A 16,554-nucleotide genomic window follows, 5' to 3' on the forward strand; every position below is an offset into this window, starting at 1 on the left:
TAGATACCATCCATAAATCGGATTAACAAAAAAAGTCGTCCCTACAATAATGGACAACCCTGAAATCAATAGAATATCTTCTAAAATACTTATAAAAAATAATAAGAATCGCATGTGATTCCTCCTAGAATGAGAAATCTTGACTTAAAATATAGGAATTTAAGTCCATCTCACCAGAATTAAGCATGCATCGAACATGCGAGTTAATTACAGCCGCTATCGGGTCGATTCTCTCTGTTGCTTTTGACTTGTCCAACATGATGTTTTCGTTGGCATCCTGTTTTGTTATAGCATTGCTAACAGCCCAATTTAATACAGGATTGTTATTATGGATGACTTTTTTCTGATAAACTTGTTCACGAAAATCCTTTGTAGGACCTGATAAAGTCGCCATTCCTTGACGTATTTCCACCACTGTATACCCTTCTGCTTCCATGTCTTGCATGAATTGCGTAGCATTCCAAGGGTCAGCGCATATTTCTTTTATTTTGAATTTATTCTCTTTTTCCATAGTTTTAATATGTTTTTTTATATATTCATAATCAACTACCGCACCAGGTGTTGTTGTAATCCACCCTTGCTGTATCCAAAGATCATACGGAACTTTATCTGTTTTTCTTTTCTCATGCAAGGTATCTTCCGGCATAAAACTATGACTAATCACAATATACGTATCATCCTTTTTAAATTCAAAATCTACACTTGTTAAGTCAATTTTTGCTGATAAATCGACACCTACTGTGCATTCCAACCCTTTTAATTCGGATAATTCCACCGTTTCCTTGCAATCCTTCCATTTTTGCATATCCATGTAGCCATTTTCTTTCATATCCACCCATCTATTCATGTTTTTCGTGAGATAATTACGCATTTTCTCAGGTACATCAAGGGCTGATTGGAGTTCTCCTTTTAAGAAAGTACGTCCTTCTTCATAACTACATAGAATTGGATTTGCTTTCTCCCACACTTCTGCATTCGTAATCTCATCATCTTTATCTAATTCATTAACCATGACAAAATATTCTTCGTTTTCAATATCAATATTAGGATCCAAAATTTTAGAAACATATTGATACTCTACACGATAGCAAGGATGACTTAAATTAAAACCAGCTGTCGTTATAATCATCATAAGCGGATTCGGACGAGCACCCGAACCTGACACCAGAACATCATAAATTTCAGAAGTAGGATGTGCATGATATTCATCAATAATTCCGCACTGAACATTCAGTCCATCACCAGATTTACCTGCATCTTTTGATAGCGCTGAAATAAAAGAATCAGTTTTAAGGTGTTCAATTTTCCCATACGCAATATTGAACTTTCCTTTTAAATCTTCACATCCATTCATTTGCGCTTTAATTTCATTCCAAACAATTTTACTTTGTTCCGTTTTCGTTGCTCCAATGTATACTTCCGACATATTTTCACCAAATGCCATCGCTTCATATGAACCTACACATGCTAAAGATTGAGACTTTGCGTTTTTACGTCCAACTTGCCAATATGCCTTTTTGAATCGCCTTAATCCCGTATTACGATGAACCCATCCGTAAATATTGCTAAATACAAAGATTTGTATCGAATGTGGTTCAATTCTCTGACCTGCTAATTTTCCTTTTGTATGTTTAAACAGAGACATCCACTTTAGGAAACGAAGTGCTTTTTCTTCCTTAAAAACATATGGGAAATCTTCAGACCCTTCACGCTCAATATCTCTTAAAAATCGTTTACAAGCCTGTTTATGCTTCTGACAAGCAACAACTTCATCATTTAGTACGTCATCACAGTAGTCCAGCATCCATTGTCTGATCATGTTATACGTCAAACTCCTTTTCTACATTTGTTTTCGGACCTTGTTTTATATTTGGAATGACAATTTTGGCTCTTGCACTCGGTGTAAGACCAAACTCAACAGCCAAAGCCTTCATTTGTTCATGCAATTGCTTTTTCTTTGTAAGTAATGGATGTGGAACTTTATTGGTTTCAGCTGCCTTATTGGTATATTCAACAAGAAGTCCTTCTTCTCGGATAATTTTGGTGCATTCAACATAGTCAGAATAAGCATCGCAATACGTTGCTAATGCATTTACATCTATGTTTGTGATAACGTCTAGCTCTAGTAATTCACCAGCAATTCTCCTAAACTCTTTCTTTGCAACTGAATCTAACCACGTTGGTGGCTTTACCTTGTCTTTTTTTGCTTGCAACTGTTTTTCAGCTTTTAATCGTTGTTCAATTTCATCTTTTGTCAATCGATTTGTATTACCTTCTAATAAATGCAAATGAATCGGCTTCGCTTTTCTTCCTATGAGAACCACCTCCCTTGGCTGAACCCCCTTTTGTAGAATAAAACGAACTTTTTGCACGGAAAGCTAGGCGGCGGTCTCCAGAGAGTCGCCTTTTGCTTTTTCATGGTGGGGGGTTGTTTATGAATTTTTTCTTTTGAATTATTTTTTGTTTTTCTTTTCGTCTTCTTTTGTTTTCTTGTTATGACAAGCATGGCAAAGCGTTTGTAAATTAGATGGTTCTAATCGTTTTGACCAATCAACACGAATAGGTACGATGTGATCAACTACATCACCTATCTTAATGATGTCCTTGCTCCTACACTGAACACATAGACCATGATCTCTACGATAAATAAGCTCACGCATATCCTTCCACAGTCTTGAGTTGTAGAATGAACGTGAGTTTTTGTTTCGAATATGTTTGTCGTAATATCTTACTGTTTCTTTTTCCTTTTCGATATGCTTAGCGCAATACTTATCCCGTGTTAGTTCGTTGCAACCTAACGACTTGCACGGCTTAAATGGTTTACTTGGCACCTTCCATTCTCTTTCTTAACCGTTTCATTTCATCCTCGATAGCAAGGTTCTTCTTGTTAATACGCTCATGACACTTTGCAATGTCAGCTTGATGCTTACGAATCTTATCGTTCACATATGCAGCAACATGTTCATGGCCACAATGAGGACAAATAAAGAAACACTTCTCAATACGATTAGGAAGTTGTGTTACTTGTGGTTGCATGTCGTAATCTTTATTACAGTTCGAACAATAGACTTGCACCTACCCCCACCTCTTTTTAAAGAATATTCAAATTATATATTTACAAATAAATACAAATTGCTATAATGAAATTAACATTGCCATCAGGAAAAGTGATTCGCCCCCATGCGAGTTGCTTTTCCTTTTTTTATGGCTATTGCTTTAAGAATTCATCTACCGTCTTACCAAGCAAACTAATCATCGCTTCTCTTCTTTGCTTTGGCGTTGTATTATCTTCCATCTCATTAAAGATAGGAAGCACACTCTCTAATTTTTGTTTATCGATACGCTCATTTACAAGATCTGTTCCTAACATCGAAATGAATGTACTGATTATAACCGCCTGTTCTTGTTTAGTTAGTTTCATTTATTTCACTCCTTAACAAAATAAAAAGCACCCGAATGGATGCTTTTTTACAGATTATTAATTTGTACTTTAATTGCGGTACGTGAAGTTTTATTCTTCTTCCAGTCACCTAATGATGAACCACTGATATGCATCAACAATATTAAGGAACTGGAAGAAGAGCAAAAGCCCTTCCTCGTCTAAACAACAGATTTTGAATTTGGAATTGAAAACAAGAAATAACATTTCATTCAATCCTTAACCATCACCCATAGCCTAACGATCCATTTGAGTTATAAAGGAATGTGAAAAATGTTTTCCGCCACTTCTCACAATACAAATATATCACGTGAATTCCAAAACAACCGGCACATTTCCTGCCAAAAAGCGGTCACGACTCTGCCACTTTTTCTTCCCTCACATGGTTTACAAGCAAATCGTATGATGTACTTCTCAATAGATTTGCTTTTAATCTGTTGTCGTTTGTCTCAACATCAGCAGAAAACAACTTAAAGAATGCATCCTTTTGATGTTTTGTAAAACTACTCCACAAACTAGGTGCTATCACTAAGTTTTCTGTGTAACTTGGCAAAAAATTATTAATATATGTTTTAAATTGCTCTTCTGTTAAATCTTCTAATTGTTGAATGTAATCCTTGAAAAAGACATTATCATACTTTATCCAGCTAAAAATGAAATATGTTTTCCCGTTATTAGGAATAATGGTGAAGAATAATGTCTTTAATCTTTCATCTTCCATAGAATGTATATCATTCATTTTATTCCCTTTAATATCATAAGTTAACGTAAATCCTCCACAAGCCGCCATACTTACCTCATAGTCGAACGTAAATGTTGTGGATTGAATCAGATCATAGTTCTCATTAATTAAAGCTTTATCAAAGAACTTCTTGTACACTGATAAATCATTTAGAGCTAACTCTGCATATCTGTACTGCGCTATGAACTCTATTTCTTTCGACAAGGTTGGTCTTACTTCGAATAATTGTTGTCTAGATTTCAGTGCCTCTTTCTTCTTATGTAATTCTAAAGCGAATGCTCTATATGCAAATAAAAAGCATTGTTTATTGGAAGTAACATCTATTTCTTTAGTTTCTATATCTTTAAAAACTAAGGTGTCGTGTTTATCACAAAAACCAGTAAAAGTTGTTGCTTTGTTTTTACTCACGTCTTTAACATCATAAATTAAATCATCTTTTCCGTAGTCTGTATTCGGGATTACTACATGACCATTCTCTGATATTTTTGACAAGACACCATTATTTTGTAGTGAATGAGCACTCTTTATTTTACCTTCACATTGTTCAGAATTTGGATATAAACATTCTTTGATTTTCAATTCTTTATCTAACTTATATGCATAATTTTTAAATGCTCCCTCTCTGTTTTTATAAGGTACTTTTTCAAACGGTAATTCTTGATCTTTTTTATTCATACAACAGGCTCTGTACTTTTTCCCACTGCCGCATGGGCACGGCTCAGTTTTCATAAACTTATAGAATTTAATTAGCTCCATGTGTATCACACTCCCTTAAGTAATATTAACATATGACTTACCCATATCTTATATTGTGTGTAACTGACCCCTTCGCCAAATCCCTTGGTATCATTGACTTAATTAAACTTTCCCTTTTGAGTTACACAGTACAAAATTTATGGATAACTGTATAGATTCAAAAAGAAAAAGCAATGCTTAGATTTTAAACCTAGTCATTGCTTTATCCATTGCATCTTGGTTTACCCCTATATAACGTAATGTTACCTTCTCTGACGAGTGATTGAATATCTCCATGAGTAATGCTATGTTTTTTGTTTGCATGTACATATGATACCCATATGTCTTTCTCAGCGTATGTGTCCCTATTTCATCTAAACCAAACTCTGCCGCTGCTCCACTTAATATCTTATATGCCATGCTGCGCCCAATAGGACGATTCTTCCCCTGTCTACTTTGTAATAAATACTCATGATCTTCTCTTTCTTCAATAAACCATTTAAGCTCCCTTTTAAGAGATGCGGTAATTTGTATTCGTTTCTGCTTCCCCGTTTTCTTTTCCCTCATGGATATATGACTGCCTTTAACATCTCCTACCTTCAGTTTCAAAATATCCGAGATTCTCAGGCCTGTATTGATTCCCATAATGAAGAGAATGTAATTACGTAAACTCTTTTCCTTAAAATATTCTTTTAACTGCTGTATTTGCTCTGGATCACGTATCGGCTGAACAAAATTCATTATTCATTACCTCCAGTTTCTTCAGTCTCATACACTTCTAATCTAAGAGCAAAAGCAAGTTTATAAAACACTCTAGCCTTAACTCGTCGATAAGTACGCTCACTCATGCCAAGTTCGTTATACACCATATAATCGCATACATCTTCATCTTCTAAATAACGCTTAATAATAATGTTTCTTTGGTCCTTTCCAGCACGCCCATTTCCTAAACGACTAAGAAACTGGTCAATGCGAAATGATGTTTGCTTAATCCACTCTTCTCGTTTACTTTGCTGTATATTAGCCATCGCTACATCTTCTAATGGCTTTCCCACATCATTTGTAGGTCCGTGATATCTAATTTCATAAGAAGGAGTGACTTTCATTTCTTCACGCATCATTCCAAACTGTCTATATAAACGTACGCTTTCCAGAACACCTTCTAATTTTTTCTGCGTTGCTACTCTATCGATTTTGGGCAAGAAAGATAATTGTTTAGTCATGTAAGACCACTCCTTTTTATTTTTAAATTACTTTTGTCTTAAAGCTCCGCGTCTACGTTCATAACGTGGCCCATGAATTCCCATTAAACTTTCAATATCACGAGTGCTTAATTTCTCTTTTCGTTTTTTCTTAGTTTTCTTTTTTGTGTGATTCGATTGCTTTTTCCACTCACGTAATTGGTCTTTTAGTGCCTTCATATTTTCCCATCTCCTTTTTCAAAATAAAAAGGACACCTATTCCTAAAACAGCTTTAATTGCTGCTTTAAAGAATTGGTGTCCTCTAGTTTTCTAGCCGGACAATATCTTTTATTTCTTGGATTCCTCAATCATTTTTACAATCTTTTCATTACTTTCAAATTCCCATTCCGCTAACCCTTCATGTATAAATCCGCATTCATCACAAACTTCTCGTCTTTCTAAAGTTATATCATCAATTTCAACCTTAACTGACTCATCTTCACCACAAATATCACAATTATAAGGTTCTAAACCAATCATATTCACAATCTCCTTTATTTAAGTTCTTTATTTTAAAATACCAGCTTGTACAAAGATGTTTCTCCATGCCTTATTAACTTGATACTTCTCCACATCTTTTGCACGACGAGCAATTGCTTTTCTGATTTTTCTTTTCTTCAAAGCTTTCATTCTCCTAACCTCACTTTCTATTCTTCAACGTAATACTGCCTCATCCAATACACACACAGTATTATGGCAGCTATATCCCAAAGTGAATCTAAATAATTTTGTAATAAAAACTGATTTGCAACCTCTAATCCATTCTCGATAGCTGTTATCGTGAACAGCATTGCTGACCATTTATTAACTTGACCATTATCAATTACAAGTACAATAGCTATCAAAAGTGTCGCTCCACCTAACGTGTCTGCTACATCCCACCATTTCTGCTGTATCACTGCTATAATTGCTAATCCCACATTAAGTGCGATAAGTAACGAGAATAAATGTTTATAAATCTTGTTATTTGGTAACATGTTTTTCTCACTTTCTATTCAAAGGATTATTCTATTAAATTTTTCATAAGCTATATCTTGGAATTTTCAAACTTAAATGAACCTCTAGACACATACACCATATACTAATTTAAATACTCCCTAAGAAAGTAGGTGAAAGCTATGCCAGCTATTCTTGGAAACCTTGTCGTACAAAACAGTAACGGTTCTTTCAACTTAGGTGATTTTTATAACGTTTCTCCAAAAGAAAATACAAAATCTTATAATGGTTCAGGTTCATCGAATAATGCCTTTATTGGCAATAATTTTAGCGGTGTTAGTGCGACAAATACATTCGATGCTGATGTTGCAGACCAAGATCAAGTAGTAGCAGACTAATATTATTCATTTCTCTCTACCTCCTTGAATAAAAATCAATATTATGTCGCATACTATAAATAGGCTGATACAGCTTGAATTCACAGTGACCTCTGTAATGTTCTTTCCCTTTCTCTAAGGGATGAGCAGTTAGCTTTTGTTAACTGCTCTTTTATATTGAGTTAATAATAAAATTTAGGTCTTATTCCCTTTCTACATCATATACTTTTAACCTAACCATCCAGCTCAAAGTGTTACCTCCTATCTTAAAGAGCACTGATGCATAGTGCTCTTTTTTAGTTTCCTTATTTCTATAAAATGAAATTTTTCTTTAACTCATTTTCACTTCCATATAATATTTTTAATTCTGCTTATAATATAGCTGTAACCTAAAGTTACATATCATCTACTTGTAGGGACTAATTTTCTTTTGTACAACAAGCAGTTAGTTTTATTAACTAGCTGCTTGTTGTGCTTAATGATTTTTTAACTTTCTTGCATAATATTTTTGCTTCTACTCATACTATAGTTGTAACCTTAAGTTACATTGCATTGTGGTATTGTTCTTGTTGGACAATAAAGCAGTTAGTTCATTGAGCTAGCTGCTTTATTATTTAAATAAAAAATTCCCATCTCCCTATAGATTGCCACTCATAACATACTTAGTTTCTGTAAGTTAGGCACTCTTTTTTGTTTATTTTCACTTCAATAAACTTTTTGTTTTATTTCCCACTCCTCCAGCATATTTTTTACCTAAGGGTGTTTATCTAGAAAAAGTTACCTCCTTATCGATGAGCACTCACTTATGTAGTGCTCCTTTTCATGCTGTATAATTCTGTTTTACTTGTATAAACTACAGATAGTTTCATTTTTGAAACTCCCACATTATTTTTTAAAAGTTGCAATGGAACAGTTAGATTTTTTCTAACTGTTCTTTTGTTAGTTGTCACTTTTTAGGCAAACGTTCATATATTAACTGTGAACAACGGCCAATAGTAGATTGACCCTACCTCTCTAAGAGCACTTTCACAGTGCTCTTTTTCATTCCTTACAAAACATTTATTAATTTAAATATTCTTCTCATCAATGTATGAAGAATATCACTTTTTCTTTAAGCATTTTTATGAATAAAATTTACAACCTTTACTCCACTTGGATTTATATTAAAAGTAATGGTTTCTATGCCATTCGGAGGGTTATGAGCCCCTGTATAAGTTTCATATTGAACTGTAACAATAAAATTGAAATTTTCTTTTGGGAATCGTTCAATTTTTATAATTTTTGTGTCTGTTAAACTGTACTGATGATCTGGTCCCAGCCTATTTCTGATAACTTGACTTGCATATGGTGCTAATAAAGTATTATAAGAATCATAAAAATCTTGATCATCAATATTAACTGCTTTGGTATCTAACGGATTTAAAAATGAAACCACCATTATAATTCCAAAAAACAAACTAATCACTTTACTTTTCAATATATACTCACCCTTAATTAAATTAGATATCCGTTAACCTCCCCAGCATAAGAGATGACTATTCTCATCCCTATCTAACTTCTTTTTATTCAAATAGCGTTTTTGTTCAGCTTCACTCTAAAATTTTCTAATTAATAGGACATACCATTAACTCTCTTTGCTCATTCGCTGTGTTTGTACCACCCCAAAACATTTCTCCACTACCGACTATAAAGGCTTCAATTGCTCTACCTGTTTGATATTCGGATTTGAAACCAATAGTATTTCCAAATCTAAATAATTTTCCTGGTTCTAAATCAGCTAGACTCACTTTAATTTGCTTATTGTATCTGCCATGCAATGCATGTAGAACTTGCATGGTTTCTTTATGCTCACATTCACTTTTTTCTAATGCTCTTGCTACCTTGTCGTGACTTTGTTTCCAATCGTCAATTTCTTCTTCTGCCCTTTGCAAAACAGTTAATATATCAACTATGTCCGAATCATCCATACGAGTTACCATTTCATTTCTAAGACGATCTTTTAATTCCTCAATTTCCTTCATTCAAATTCTTCCTTTCTCTCAAATGAAGATTTTATTATTTATAAAATTTTTCATACCTACGTTAAGTATTTGTAAACATTACGGTTATTCTAGCCATTGGTACAGAAATCGTTATATAATACATTTGAAATAGGCAGTTACATTCGCTTATTATCTTGTTTTTCATGCGACATAACCTTTTATTGAGTGCTAGGAGAAGTCCTAGCCTTTTTTATCCAATAAGGATTTTATTTAATTCCCATTCATCTTTTAGATTTCTTTGAATACATTAATATCACAAGGAATTCAATATGGTGCTCTGGTCCAGTTACCTTGAATTTCTTGCAGCCCTTGAGAGAAGAATCCGTTTATAGCAAACGGATTCTTTTATTTTTTCTCATACAATAAGATTTTTCATAAAATTTGATTCACTCTTTATTTTCAACGTCCATATACTTATATGGACTATAAAAAATACACAATATAGTTCTTGGTCAAAGAGTACCATATGCCCTAATGGTGCTCTTTTTTAGTTTCTTTATTTATACAAATTCTTTTCGGATATTTACCATATATTAAAAACTAGAAATCATGTATTAGATACTACTTCATTAGAGACAAATTATTTAAATAAGAGCGCTACTTGCACCCTTATTTAAATATTCAACTTTATTACGCTTTGTGTATCTACAAATTATATACAGTCCCATATGCAATCGTTGAAAAAGAAATTCCTGATGGTGTAATATTATACATTGGGTAACAATAATCCATAGATGAGTAATACGGTTGTATACCTTGTTGCATTTGCTGTTGCGCTTGCTGTTGCGCTTGCTGTTGCGCTTGCTGTTGTGTTTGCCATGCTTGTTGAACAGCTTGAATTGTACTTTGCGCTGCACCATACGTAATACCTCCAGTGGCATATGGGCGCAGTCTAGCTTGATTATTAAAATATGAATAGAACATCATTATTCAACTCACTTCCCCTTAATTTACTACAAAATATGTTATGTTTTTTAATGTTAGTGAGTGTAAAAACTAATCACTAGTTTTTATTAAATTTTTAATCTATATATCTAAATCGCCAACATAATTGGTAATATGTTACAATGCTATAGATACTCCTTAGTGAGTGATCGACTTTTACCCATTGGAGCGCACCCCAATGGGGTAAACCAATTAAAATAACTATTTTATTAAATTTCATTGTTCTATTTTTCTTATAAACCTTACAAATTTGTAATACTATTGTCACCTAAATAGATAGTTAATTGGTTAATACTGGTTTAACATAACAGATTGTGAGATTGACTAAATAAAACATCATCAGTAGGTGACACTTAATGGAAAGAAAATTATTACGCTACGGAATTTTAAGTATAACTTTTCTTACTATTCCGATTGTATTTATACATTTGGTATCGTCTCAATTTATTCCAAAAGAATATCGTGAAGAATGGCCAGCGGTAAAAGAAACTGCTGAACTAGTAACTATCGGTTACTTTAAAAAGACTAAGCACCTTGATATTGTAATTGAAAAAATTGAGCCGCCTAAAGAATATAGAACACATGAAGTTTACCTATCCGGACACGTTGCTGACGATAAACAACACAAGATTTCAGCTATTGTAAATTTTAGCGAGAACTATTCAATTAGAGATATATCTAAAGATTTATTTTAAGTCAAAGAGTATTTAACTTATGTTAGATACTCTTTTAGCTAAAATAACGCTTTGATTAAACTTCTTTTAAATCTGTATACTTAGCAATATGACCACAATCGTTATCCCATTTATGAACGACATACCATACTCCATCTTCACAAAAGTTTTCCAATTTCGGTTTCCCCATTTCTTTCCCGCAAGTTGGACAACTCCATTCAACGGTTACATTTTTCGTTCCATGTAACCATCCTTGTAAATCTCTATTAGGAACAGTAATGGTTTTTACAGTCATTTTCTTCATCTCCCTTTTTAATAAAATTCAAATTTGGTCTTACTTTACATCGACACGTGCTTGACTTGCTTCTCGACTAAACCCTTCTGGATACCTTGTTGCTAATTTCGATATATTCATTTGAGCAATATCTTCTAAGGTATACCCCATCTCATGAGCCATAATGGAGATATAATACATAATGTCACCCAACTCTAAAGCCAACTTATGAGTATTCCCGTTCTCTTCTCCTAAACAATGAGCCGGATCAAATCCATGACCATGGAAAATAGCTTTTTTTACAATATCAGCAACCTCACCAGCTTCCCCCGTAAGACCTAATGCTGCATTTAAAATACGTCCACCGAAATCATTATTTGTATTCCATGTACGTAATGCTGCTTCTTGATATTGATCTAATTCACAAATTTGGTTAATATTCATCACAGCTTGTCCTTCCTTTGATTTACTGATTAATTTTGTTACTCCAAATACACCGTTTTCCATTGTTTTCATTTTCATCTACTCCTTTTAACTAATGTTTTTCTTTGCTTTTTTTCTCCTAGCTGGTGTTGTAGCTGCTTTCTCTGGATCCCATCCATAAGTAGCTACCCTTGATCTAAATGTGCTAGCGCTAATCCCGTTTTCTTCCGCTACCTTAGCCAAACCTTTTCTTTCATTTAATTTACGAACAGGAATAGTTGCTGCATCTTGTGGGTCCCATCCGCTATTGACTCTTCCATAAAATGTACTTGGAATAATTCCGTTTTCTTTCGCTACTTTTAATAGCTTGTTAAATTTCCCTTCTCCAATATGCCAGTATGTTCTTGGTGGTATTGTTAATGCTTCTTGTAATTCCCATCCGTATTTGTAAACCCTCATATAAAGCGTTCTTCTGCTAATACCATTAGAATGAGCTATCCAATACTCTTTATTTGTTAACCAACGATTTAAGGTCATTCCTTCTCCCTCCTAATCCAATGCCAAAAATTCAGCTCTGGTACGATTCGAATGAGTTATCCTAATCTTCTGAATACCTTCCCCATGCTCTTCTATTGTTGCATTCCAAGCGTCGGTCTCAGTTTTGGCATCAAAACAATCCATTTTTTGTCGTTCCTCTTTATCGTAGAAATGCACTTCATAGCTTGGATTCAAAAACTTTTCACTGGTACTTATCGCGTTATAGTCGAAACTACCCATAACATCGTCAATTGTTAATTGCTTCATAATCGCATCCCCAGTTATTTGATTTTTTCTGTGATTGTAGTTGATACACGATCAACTTTTCCACCTTGCCAAGTGATTACTTGCTCCCCGAACCCTGTTACTGGAGGATTCAGTGGCGTAACTTCGCCATTTTTGACCACATAAATTTTATTATCAGTAACATCGATTTCGACTTTCGTAGACTTCATACGACTGAAATCCCCCTTTTTCTTGTTAGCTAACTTTTTGTTGCTGTTTACGTCGTAATTCTTGTTTCATTGACTCGAATTTAATTAAATACGCTTTCCAACGCTTATCATTTTCTTCTTGCTGCTTTATTGCTACTTCACAGTTACAACCATTTCGTTCAATTACACCTGGGTAAATCTCTTTGCAAATAATTCCTGTATCATGGCATAATGCGCACATGTTTATTCCTCCTTTTTAAAGTTTCGTAAACTGTAATTTTCACCGTACATTTTCAATACTTGAGTATCTTCCATAATCCGACTAAATTCACGTTCTCCGTACATTTCAGCTAACTCCATAACTCCAAAGTTTGTCGTAAATAAGTTTGTTCTGCCTAACCTGCGTTCCAGAATGTCCTTTGTTTTCGTTTTCTTCCAAGTTACTCCCTCAGCATCTTTTTCAGTAAACTCAGCTCCAAAATCATCTAGTACAAGTACATCCACATTTGCAATAATAGACATTAACTTGTCCTCTGTTAGTTCACTATTTTTATTCCATGTAGACGTAATTTTTGTAAAAAGTGCATTCATTTCAATGAACATTGCACTATAACCTTTTCTCATAATTTCTTTTGTAGCCGCTACACATAAATGACTTTTTCCGACCCTATAGCTACCTGTAATTACAATGCTATTAGGATTATTAGGGTCAAAATTTTTAGCAAAATCCATCATTACATCTTTAGCATTGGCTAATTCCGGTGTAGGTGGTATATAGCTATCGAAAGTAGCTTTTTTTAACTTAGGATTTATAAGACTGTTATCTGAAAACGAATCGTATAAATGAATAATTTCGTTTTTCTTCTTGATAGCTAATGTTTCTTTTGCAAGTTGTTGGTCTTCTTGCTCTACCGATCTGCATTGCGGACAAAACTCTTCACTTGTTTCTGTATCTATAAGTAATCGTTTATTACAAACATCTTTAATTTTGTCTTTCCCGACCAAGAAAACATTTGTACATCTATTAGGAGATAACACGTATCTTTGAGTAAAATTACTCAAAATCGTATTTTTCGATGAAGCTACTGTTTTTCCTAACGCTTGCATTGTTTTTCTCTCCTTTTTTACCTTTGTTTTTAAACTCTATTTCTGCTGCATTCACGTCAGCTAAAGTGCGAATATTTTTGTTGACCCACTGTTTTAAAATGCCCTCAGCATAATTCCATTTCTTCTGCTGTTTCAAAGCACGTTCCATAGCTGCTTGTACAAGTTCTTCACTTGTATCATTTACCCATTGCGAAATACTTTCGGCTATGAACGAATTTAAAATCCCAAAATTATTTTCGTAGAAAGAGAAGATGCTACTACTACTTTGTATATTAGTATTTTGTTTATTAGTACTTGGTAAATTATCAGTACTTAGTAGTGACTGTTTTTCCACTGACTGGTTTTCCATATCACTGGTTTCCCTATCATTGGATTCCCATTGATTGGTTTTTCCACTGACTGGTTTTTCCACTGACTGGTTTTCCGGCTCTGTGGATGGGACTTCGTAAACTGCTGTTTCCCAATGTGATATTTTCCCTGTTTTTGGATCTTGAACAGGATACCTTTTTAAATACCCTGCTTTTTTTAATTCTTGTATAGTTTTGGTGGTTATTTCTTTTCCGTCTTTGGCGTGTTGGCTGAGTTCAGTTGCATGAAACGTCCAATCATCTGGTAAAGAAAGCATATATGCTAATAACCCTTTTGCTCTCCAGCTTAATTTCTCATCGCGTAATGGTGTATTATGAATAACTGAATAATTAACATCTTTCTTAACTCTAAAAATCCCCATTGTTTTACCTCCTCGTACAAATCGCCACATATGCTTGTCCGCTTTGGATAATACGCTGTATTTCATAATGCGGATAACCAATCTTGAAATACTTTTGAATCATTTCTTTTAATCCATCTTCGCTGCTTGCTAAGTCCCAGAACTTACTAGGTAATAGCACTTGATATTCAATTAAATCCATGTACTATTTCCCTACTTTCCGTGATATACTTATAACAACTTATTTTTTTCAAAGGACCCACTGCCATGGGTCTTTTTATTTTGTTTTCCATCACTCCAAGCCCATCGTTTTATCGGTTCGTAAGTAATGTAAAGCAACCATACACTGCATGCGATAAACATTGCGAATACTACTAACGATGTTGTATCTTCCACTAAATCACCTCCTTATTTATCAAACGTTAATTTTGTTAAACACCTGAAATTCTGTTTTAACTAGCATTTGTTCCCACCTTTTGTGCTTCTACCCATTTAAGAAAGTCTTCCGCTTTAACACGTTTACTTTTTCCAATTACGATCGTTGGGAAGTCCTTTCTCTTCATAAGTGCATATGCGGCTGATCGAGAAATATTTAAGAATTCTTGTACATCCTCTGCTTTCAGTGAGAACGGTAATTGTTTTATTTGGTACATGTTTTTAGCTCCTTTTCATTTTTTATTTAATTCATCCTACAATTGAACTTTTTAAAATGAAGTTTGACTTTCTTGAACTTCAGCACCTAAAAAAAGATTATATATGTCTTCTTCTAATATTTGCGCTATTTGCATTGCATCATCTAATGTTGGAGTTGCGTAGCCAGTTTCCCAATTACTGATTACCGTTTTCTGTTTATTTATCAATGCCCCTAGTTGTTCCTGGGTAAAATTTTTACGTTTGCGAGCTTTAATTAAATTATGTCGTTTCTTTCCCATGATGACACCTCCTAAAATCCAACTTTCTTGAACTTATTACACTCATTATATATCCAAGTTTTTTGTACTGTCAATAATAATATTTGAGTTTTTTGGATTTTTAAACAAAGTTTCAAAAAACTAATGCAAAACTTTTACAAACAAAGTACAATTTAGTTGTACTTTCAAATTAGAAAAACAGTTTACAGTTTTGGATATAATATATATGGGGTGAATTTATGACTATTTTAGGGCAAAGGATAAAACTTTCTAGAAAAAAACGTGGATTAACACAAGATACATTAGCATTAAAGATAAAAGAAAAGATGGATACAGAAACTAAAGTAACAAAAACTACAATTTCTAATTATGAAACAGGCTATAGTTCGCCATCTAACGAAACTTTAGTTATCATTTCAGATGTATTAAACGTATCTGTCGATTATTTATTAGGTCGATCTGATGATCCAGAATTAAATGCAGTTCAGTTCACTGAATTAAGAAAAGAATTTAACGAGCTAATTGACATGTTAGAAAAAATGCCAAAAGAAAAACAAGATATGTTACTAGATATGATGAAGGCTGCTGTAGGCCATAACAAAAAATGATTGTCAGCAATTGAGCTAACAATCATTTTTTTCTTTTTTAACTATATTTTTTATGTTCTCTACCAATTTTTTTTCATTCTCATCTGTAGTTAATACTCCTAATTTTAACATTTCCCATAATGTGCTCTCTAGTACATTTTCCATCGTCGGTCCCCCCATCATCTTAATTATTCAAAAATATCAAAATGTAGAAAATGAATAACCCCTTAAACGTACGAAATGCCATTGCACCCTTAGATGCAATGGCATTTTCATTTATTTATTATCCTAAAGTACCCGGATCCATTTTCATTAATTGTGTTTCTTTTACTTTTCCTGCAGCTTGATCATCTTTATTTGGTACCGAACCAATCGATATCACTGATAATGCGAGCGTACATGCAATAACTACACCAGCAATTATTTTTTTCATTGTCACT

The 16,554-nt window shown here is 33.7% G+C and carries 32 protein-coding genes; 3 read left to right on the forward strand and 29 right to left on the reverse strand.

What is annotated here, in order from left to right; genetic code table 11:
- Nucleotides 1-124 precede the first annotated feature (124 nt).
- From ACTFSI_RS01770 to ACTFSI_RS01825, 12 genes are all read right to left on the reverse strand, one after another.
- Nucleotides 125-1,819 carry a terminase large subunit gene (locus tag ACTFSI_RS01770; RefSeq protein WP_016718569.1) on the reverse strand — a complete coding sequence of 565 codons (1,695 nt, stop codon included), beginning with the start codon at nt 1,817-1,819 and terminating at the stop codon, nt 125-127.
- A gap of 1 nt (nt 1,820) precedes the next feature.
- Entirely contained in the window at nt 1,821-2,324 is a 504-nt protein-coding gene (locus ACTFSI_RS01775; protein ID WP_000242929.1) for a phage terminase small subunit P27 family, read from the reverse strand.
- Between the two features lie 129 nt (nt 2,325-2,453).
- Nucleotides 2,454-2,831 carry an HNH endonuclease gene (locus ACTFSI_RS01780; protein WP_197225316.1) on the reverse strand — a complete coding sequence of 126 codons (378 nt, stop codon included), beginning with the start codon at nt 2,829-2,831 and terminating at the stop codon, nt 2,454-2,456.
- Nucleotides 2,821-3,075: a hypothetical protein gene (locus ACTFSI_RS01785; RefSeq protein WP_197225315.1), complete on the reverse strand. Its 255-nt coding sequence runs from the start codon at nt 3,073-3,075 to the stop codon at nt 2,821-2,823. Before ACTFSI_RS01785 ends, ACTFSI_RS01780 begins: the two co-directional genes overlap by 11 nt.
- A 133-nt stretch (nt 3,076-3,208) precedes the next feature.
- Nucleotides 3,209-3,421, reverse strand: coding sequence for a hypothetical protein (locus tag ACTFSI_RS01790; protein WP_000778976.1), 213 nt, complete (start codon nt 3,419-3,421; stop codon nt 3,209-3,211).
- A 370-nt stretch (nt 3,422-3,791) separates the two neighbouring features.
- The gene (locus tag ACTFSI_RS01795) at nt 3,792-4,937 is read right to left on the reverse strand and encodes an SEC-C domain-containing protein (protein ID WP_438877102.1); all 1,146 of its coding nucleotides are present in this window, start codon (nt 4,935-4,937) and stop codon (nt 3,792-3,794) included.
- 177 nt (nt 4,938-5,114) lie between these two features.
- Entirely contained in the window at nt 5,115-5,657 is a 543-nt protein-coding gene (locus tag ACTFSI_RS01800; RefSeq protein ID WP_001012162.1) for a site-specific integrase, read from the reverse strand.
- Nucleotides 5,657-6,139: an ArpU family phage packaging/lysis transcriptional regulator gene (locus ACTFSI_RS01805; RefSeq protein WP_000166202.1), complete on the reverse strand. Its 483-nt coding sequence runs from the start codon at nt 6,137-6,139 to the stop codon at nt 5,657-5,659. Before ACTFSI_RS01805 ends, ACTFSI_RS01800 begins: the two co-directional genes overlap by 1 nt.
- 27 nt (nt 6,140-6,166) lie before the next feature.
- Complete coding sequence (locus ACTFSI_RS01810; protein ID WP_044791502.1) at nt 6,167-6,337, reverse strand: hypothetical protein; 171 nt, start codon at nt 6,335-6,337, stop codon at nt 6,167-6,169.
- 109 nt (nt 6,338-6,446) lie between these two features.
- Nucleotides 6,447-6,638 carry a hypothetical protein gene (locus ACTFSI_RS01815; protein WP_000579651.1) on the reverse strand — a complete coding sequence of 64 codons (192 nt, stop codon included), beginning with the start codon at nt 6,636-6,638 and terminating at the stop codon, nt 6,447-6,449.
- A gap of 27 nt (nt 6,639-6,665) precedes the next feature.
- Nucleotides 6,666-6,788 (reverse strand): DUF3983 domain-containing protein, encoded by a 123-nt coding sequence (locus ACTFSI_RS01820; protein ID WP_000645582.1) that lies wholly within the window; start codon nt 6,786-6,788, stop codon nt 6,666-6,668.
- Nucleotides 6,789-6,805: 17 nt separating this feature from the next.
- Nucleotides 6,806-7,135, reverse strand: a complete 330-nt coding sequence (locus tag ACTFSI_RS01825) for a hypothetical protein (RefSeq protein ID WP_000937293.1) — start codon at nt 7,133-7,135, stop codon at nt 6,806-6,808.
- Nucleotides 7,136-7,276: 141 nt separating this feature from the next.
- On the opposite strand from ACTFSI_RS01825, the gene ACTFSI_RS01830 reads away from it, so the two are divergent.
- A complete protein-coding gene (locus ACTFSI_RS01830) occupies nt 7,277-7,492 on the forward strand; it encodes a spore germination protein (protein ID WP_044791500.1) in 216 nt (71 codons plus the stop codon).
- Between the two features lie 1,090 nt (nt 7,493-8,582).
- Here the strand turns inward: ACTFSI_RS01830 and ACTFSI_RS01835 are convergent.
- The 3 genes from ACTFSI_RS01835 to ACTFSI_RS01845 form a co-directional block, all read right to left on the reverse strand.
- Nucleotides 8,583-8,951, reverse strand: coding sequence for a DUF3888 domain-containing protein (locus ACTFSI_RS01835; RefSeq protein ID WP_044791498.1), 369 nt, complete (start codon nt 8,949-8,951; stop codon nt 8,583-8,585).
- Nucleotides 8,952-9,075: 124 nt separating this feature from the next.
- Entirely contained in the window at nt 9,076-9,492 is a 417-nt protein-coding gene (locus ACTFSI_RS01840; RefSeq protein ID WP_284994819.1) for a hypothetical protein, read from the reverse strand.
- A gap of 666 nt (nt 9,493-10,158) precedes the next feature.
- Nucleotides 10,159-10,437 carry a DUF3947 family protein gene (locus tag ACTFSI_RS01845; RefSeq protein ID WP_440045256.1) on the reverse strand — a complete coding sequence of 93 codons (279 nt, stop codon included), beginning with the start codon at nt 10,435-10,437 and terminating at the stop codon, nt 10,159-10,161.
- Between the two features lie 377 nt (nt 10,438-10,814).
- Here ACTFSI_RS01845 and ACTFSI_RS01850 point away from each other — a divergent pair, with 377 nt between their 5' ends.
- The gene (locus ACTFSI_RS01850) at nt 10,815-11,153 is read left to right on the forward strand and encodes a phosphoglycolate phosphatase (protein ID WP_284994818.1); all 339 of its coding nucleotides are present in this window, start codon (nt 10,815-10,817) and stop codon (nt 11,151-11,153) included.
- A gap of 55 nt (nt 11,154-11,208) precedes the next feature.
- Here ACTFSI_RS01850 and ACTFSI_RS01855 read toward each other — a convergent pair whose 3' ends face one another.
- From ACTFSI_RS01855 to ACTFSI_RS01910, 12 genes are read right to left on the reverse strand one after another with little or no spacing between them, the layout of a single operon-like run.
- Entirely contained in the window at nt 11,209-11,427 is a 219-nt protein-coding gene (locus ACTFSI_RS01855) for a hypothetical protein (RefSeq protein ID WP_284994816.1), read from the reverse strand.
- Between the two features lie 39 nt (nt 11,428-11,466).
- Nucleotides 11,467-11,922 carry a nucleoside triphosphate pyrophosphohydrolase family protein gene (locus ACTFSI_RS01860; RefSeq protein ID WP_044791492.1) on the reverse strand — a complete coding sequence of 152 codons (456 nt, stop codon included), beginning with the start codon at nt 11,920-11,922 and terminating at the stop codon, nt 11,467-11,469.
- A 15-nt stretch (nt 11,923-11,937) separates the two neighbouring features.
- A complete protein-coding gene (locus ACTFSI_RS01865) occupies nt 11,938-12,366 on the reverse strand; it encodes a hypothetical protein (protein ID WP_044791491.1) in 429 nt (142 codons plus the stop codon).
- Between the two features lie 12 nt (nt 12,367-12,378).
- Complete coding sequence (locus ACTFSI_RS01870) at nt 12,379-12,633, reverse strand: hypothetical protein (protein WP_044791490.1); 255 nt, start codon at nt 12,631-12,633, stop codon at nt 12,379-12,381.
- 14 nt (nt 12,634-12,647) lie between these two features.
- A complete protein-coding gene (locus tag ACTFSI_RS01875; RefSeq protein WP_044791489.1) occupies nt 12,648-12,821 on the reverse strand; it encodes a DUF3954 domain-containing protein in 174 nt (57 codons plus the stop codon).
- A gap of 25 nt (nt 12,822-12,846) precedes the next feature.
- A complete protein-coding gene (locus ACTFSI_RS01880) occupies nt 12,847-13,041 on the reverse strand; it encodes a hypothetical protein (RefSeq protein ID WP_044791488.1) in 195 nt (64 codons plus the stop codon).
- Nucleotides 13,042-13,043: 2 nt separating this feature from the next.
- Nucleotides 13,044-13,907, reverse strand: a complete 864-nt coding sequence (locus ACTFSI_RS01885) for an ATP-binding protein (protein WP_044791487.1) — start codon at nt 13,905-13,907, stop codon at nt 13,044-13,046.
- Nucleotides 13,855-14,637 (reverse strand): DnaD domain-containing protein, encoded by a 783-nt coding sequence (locus ACTFSI_RS01890; protein WP_044791483.1) that lies wholly within the window; start codon nt 14,635-14,637, stop codon nt 13,855-13,857. The genes ACTFSI_RS01885 and ACTFSI_RS01890 overlap by 53 nt, the downstream gene beginning before the upstream one ends.
- Nucleotides 14,638-14,641: 4 nt before the next feature.
- Entirely contained in the window at nt 14,642-14,818 is a 177-nt protein-coding gene (locus ACTFSI_RS01895; RefSeq protein WP_044791481.1) for a hypothetical protein, read from the reverse strand.
- Nucleotides 14,819-14,847: 29 nt separating this feature from the next.
- Nucleotides 14,848-15,012 carry a hypothetical protein gene (locus tag ACTFSI_RS01900; RefSeq protein WP_044791479.1) on the reverse strand — a complete coding sequence of 55 codons (165 nt, stop codon included), beginning with the start codon at nt 15,010-15,012 and terminating at the stop codon, nt 14,848-14,850.
- A gap of 56 nt (nt 15,013-15,068) precedes the next feature.
- Complete coding sequence (locus ACTFSI_RS01905) at nt 15,069-15,269, reverse strand: helix-turn-helix domain-containing protein (protein ID WP_000284333.1); 201 nt, start codon at nt 15,267-15,269, stop codon at nt 15,069-15,071.
- A gap of 51 nt (nt 15,270-15,320) precedes the next feature.
- On the reverse strand, nt 15,321-15,548 hold the full coding sequence (locus ACTFSI_RS01910) for a helix-turn-helix transcriptional regulator (RefSeq protein WP_044791477.1): 228 nt from the start codon (nt 15,546-15,548) through the stop codon (nt 15,321-15,323).
- Nucleotides 15,549-15,766: 218 nt separating this feature from the next.
- Here ACTFSI_RS01910 and ACTFSI_RS01915 point away from each other — a divergent pair, with 218 nt between their 5' ends.
- The gene (locus ACTFSI_RS01915) at nt 15,767-16,135 is read left to right on the forward strand and encodes a helix-turn-helix domain-containing protein (protein WP_044791475.1); all 369 of its coding nucleotides are present in this window, start codon (nt 15,767-15,769) and stop codon (nt 16,133-16,135) included.
- Between the two features lie 15 nt (nt 16,136-16,150).
- Here the strand turns inward: ACTFSI_RS01915 and ACTFSI_RS01920 are convergent, their stop codons facing one another.
- Nucleotides 16,151-16,279 carry a hypothetical protein gene (locus tag ACTFSI_RS01920; RefSeq protein ID WP_000432513.1) on the reverse strand — a complete coding sequence of 43 codons (129 nt, stop codon included), beginning with the start codon at nt 16,277-16,279 and terminating at the stop codon, nt 16,151-16,153.
- A gap of 118 nt (nt 16,280-16,397) precedes the next feature.
- A complete protein-coding gene (locus tag ACTFSI_RS01925) occupies nt 16,398-16,547 on the reverse strand; it encodes a hypothetical protein (RefSeq protein ID WP_080776444.1) in 150 nt (49 codons plus the stop codon).
- Nucleotides 16,548-16,554 lie beyond the last annotated feature (7 nt).

This window comes from Bacillus cereus group sp. MYBK101-2 (genome assembly GCF_051918845.1).
Taxonomy (GTDB): domain Bacteria; phylum Bacillota; class Bacilli; order Bacillales; family Bacillaceae_G; genus Bacillus_A; species Bacillus_A paranthracis.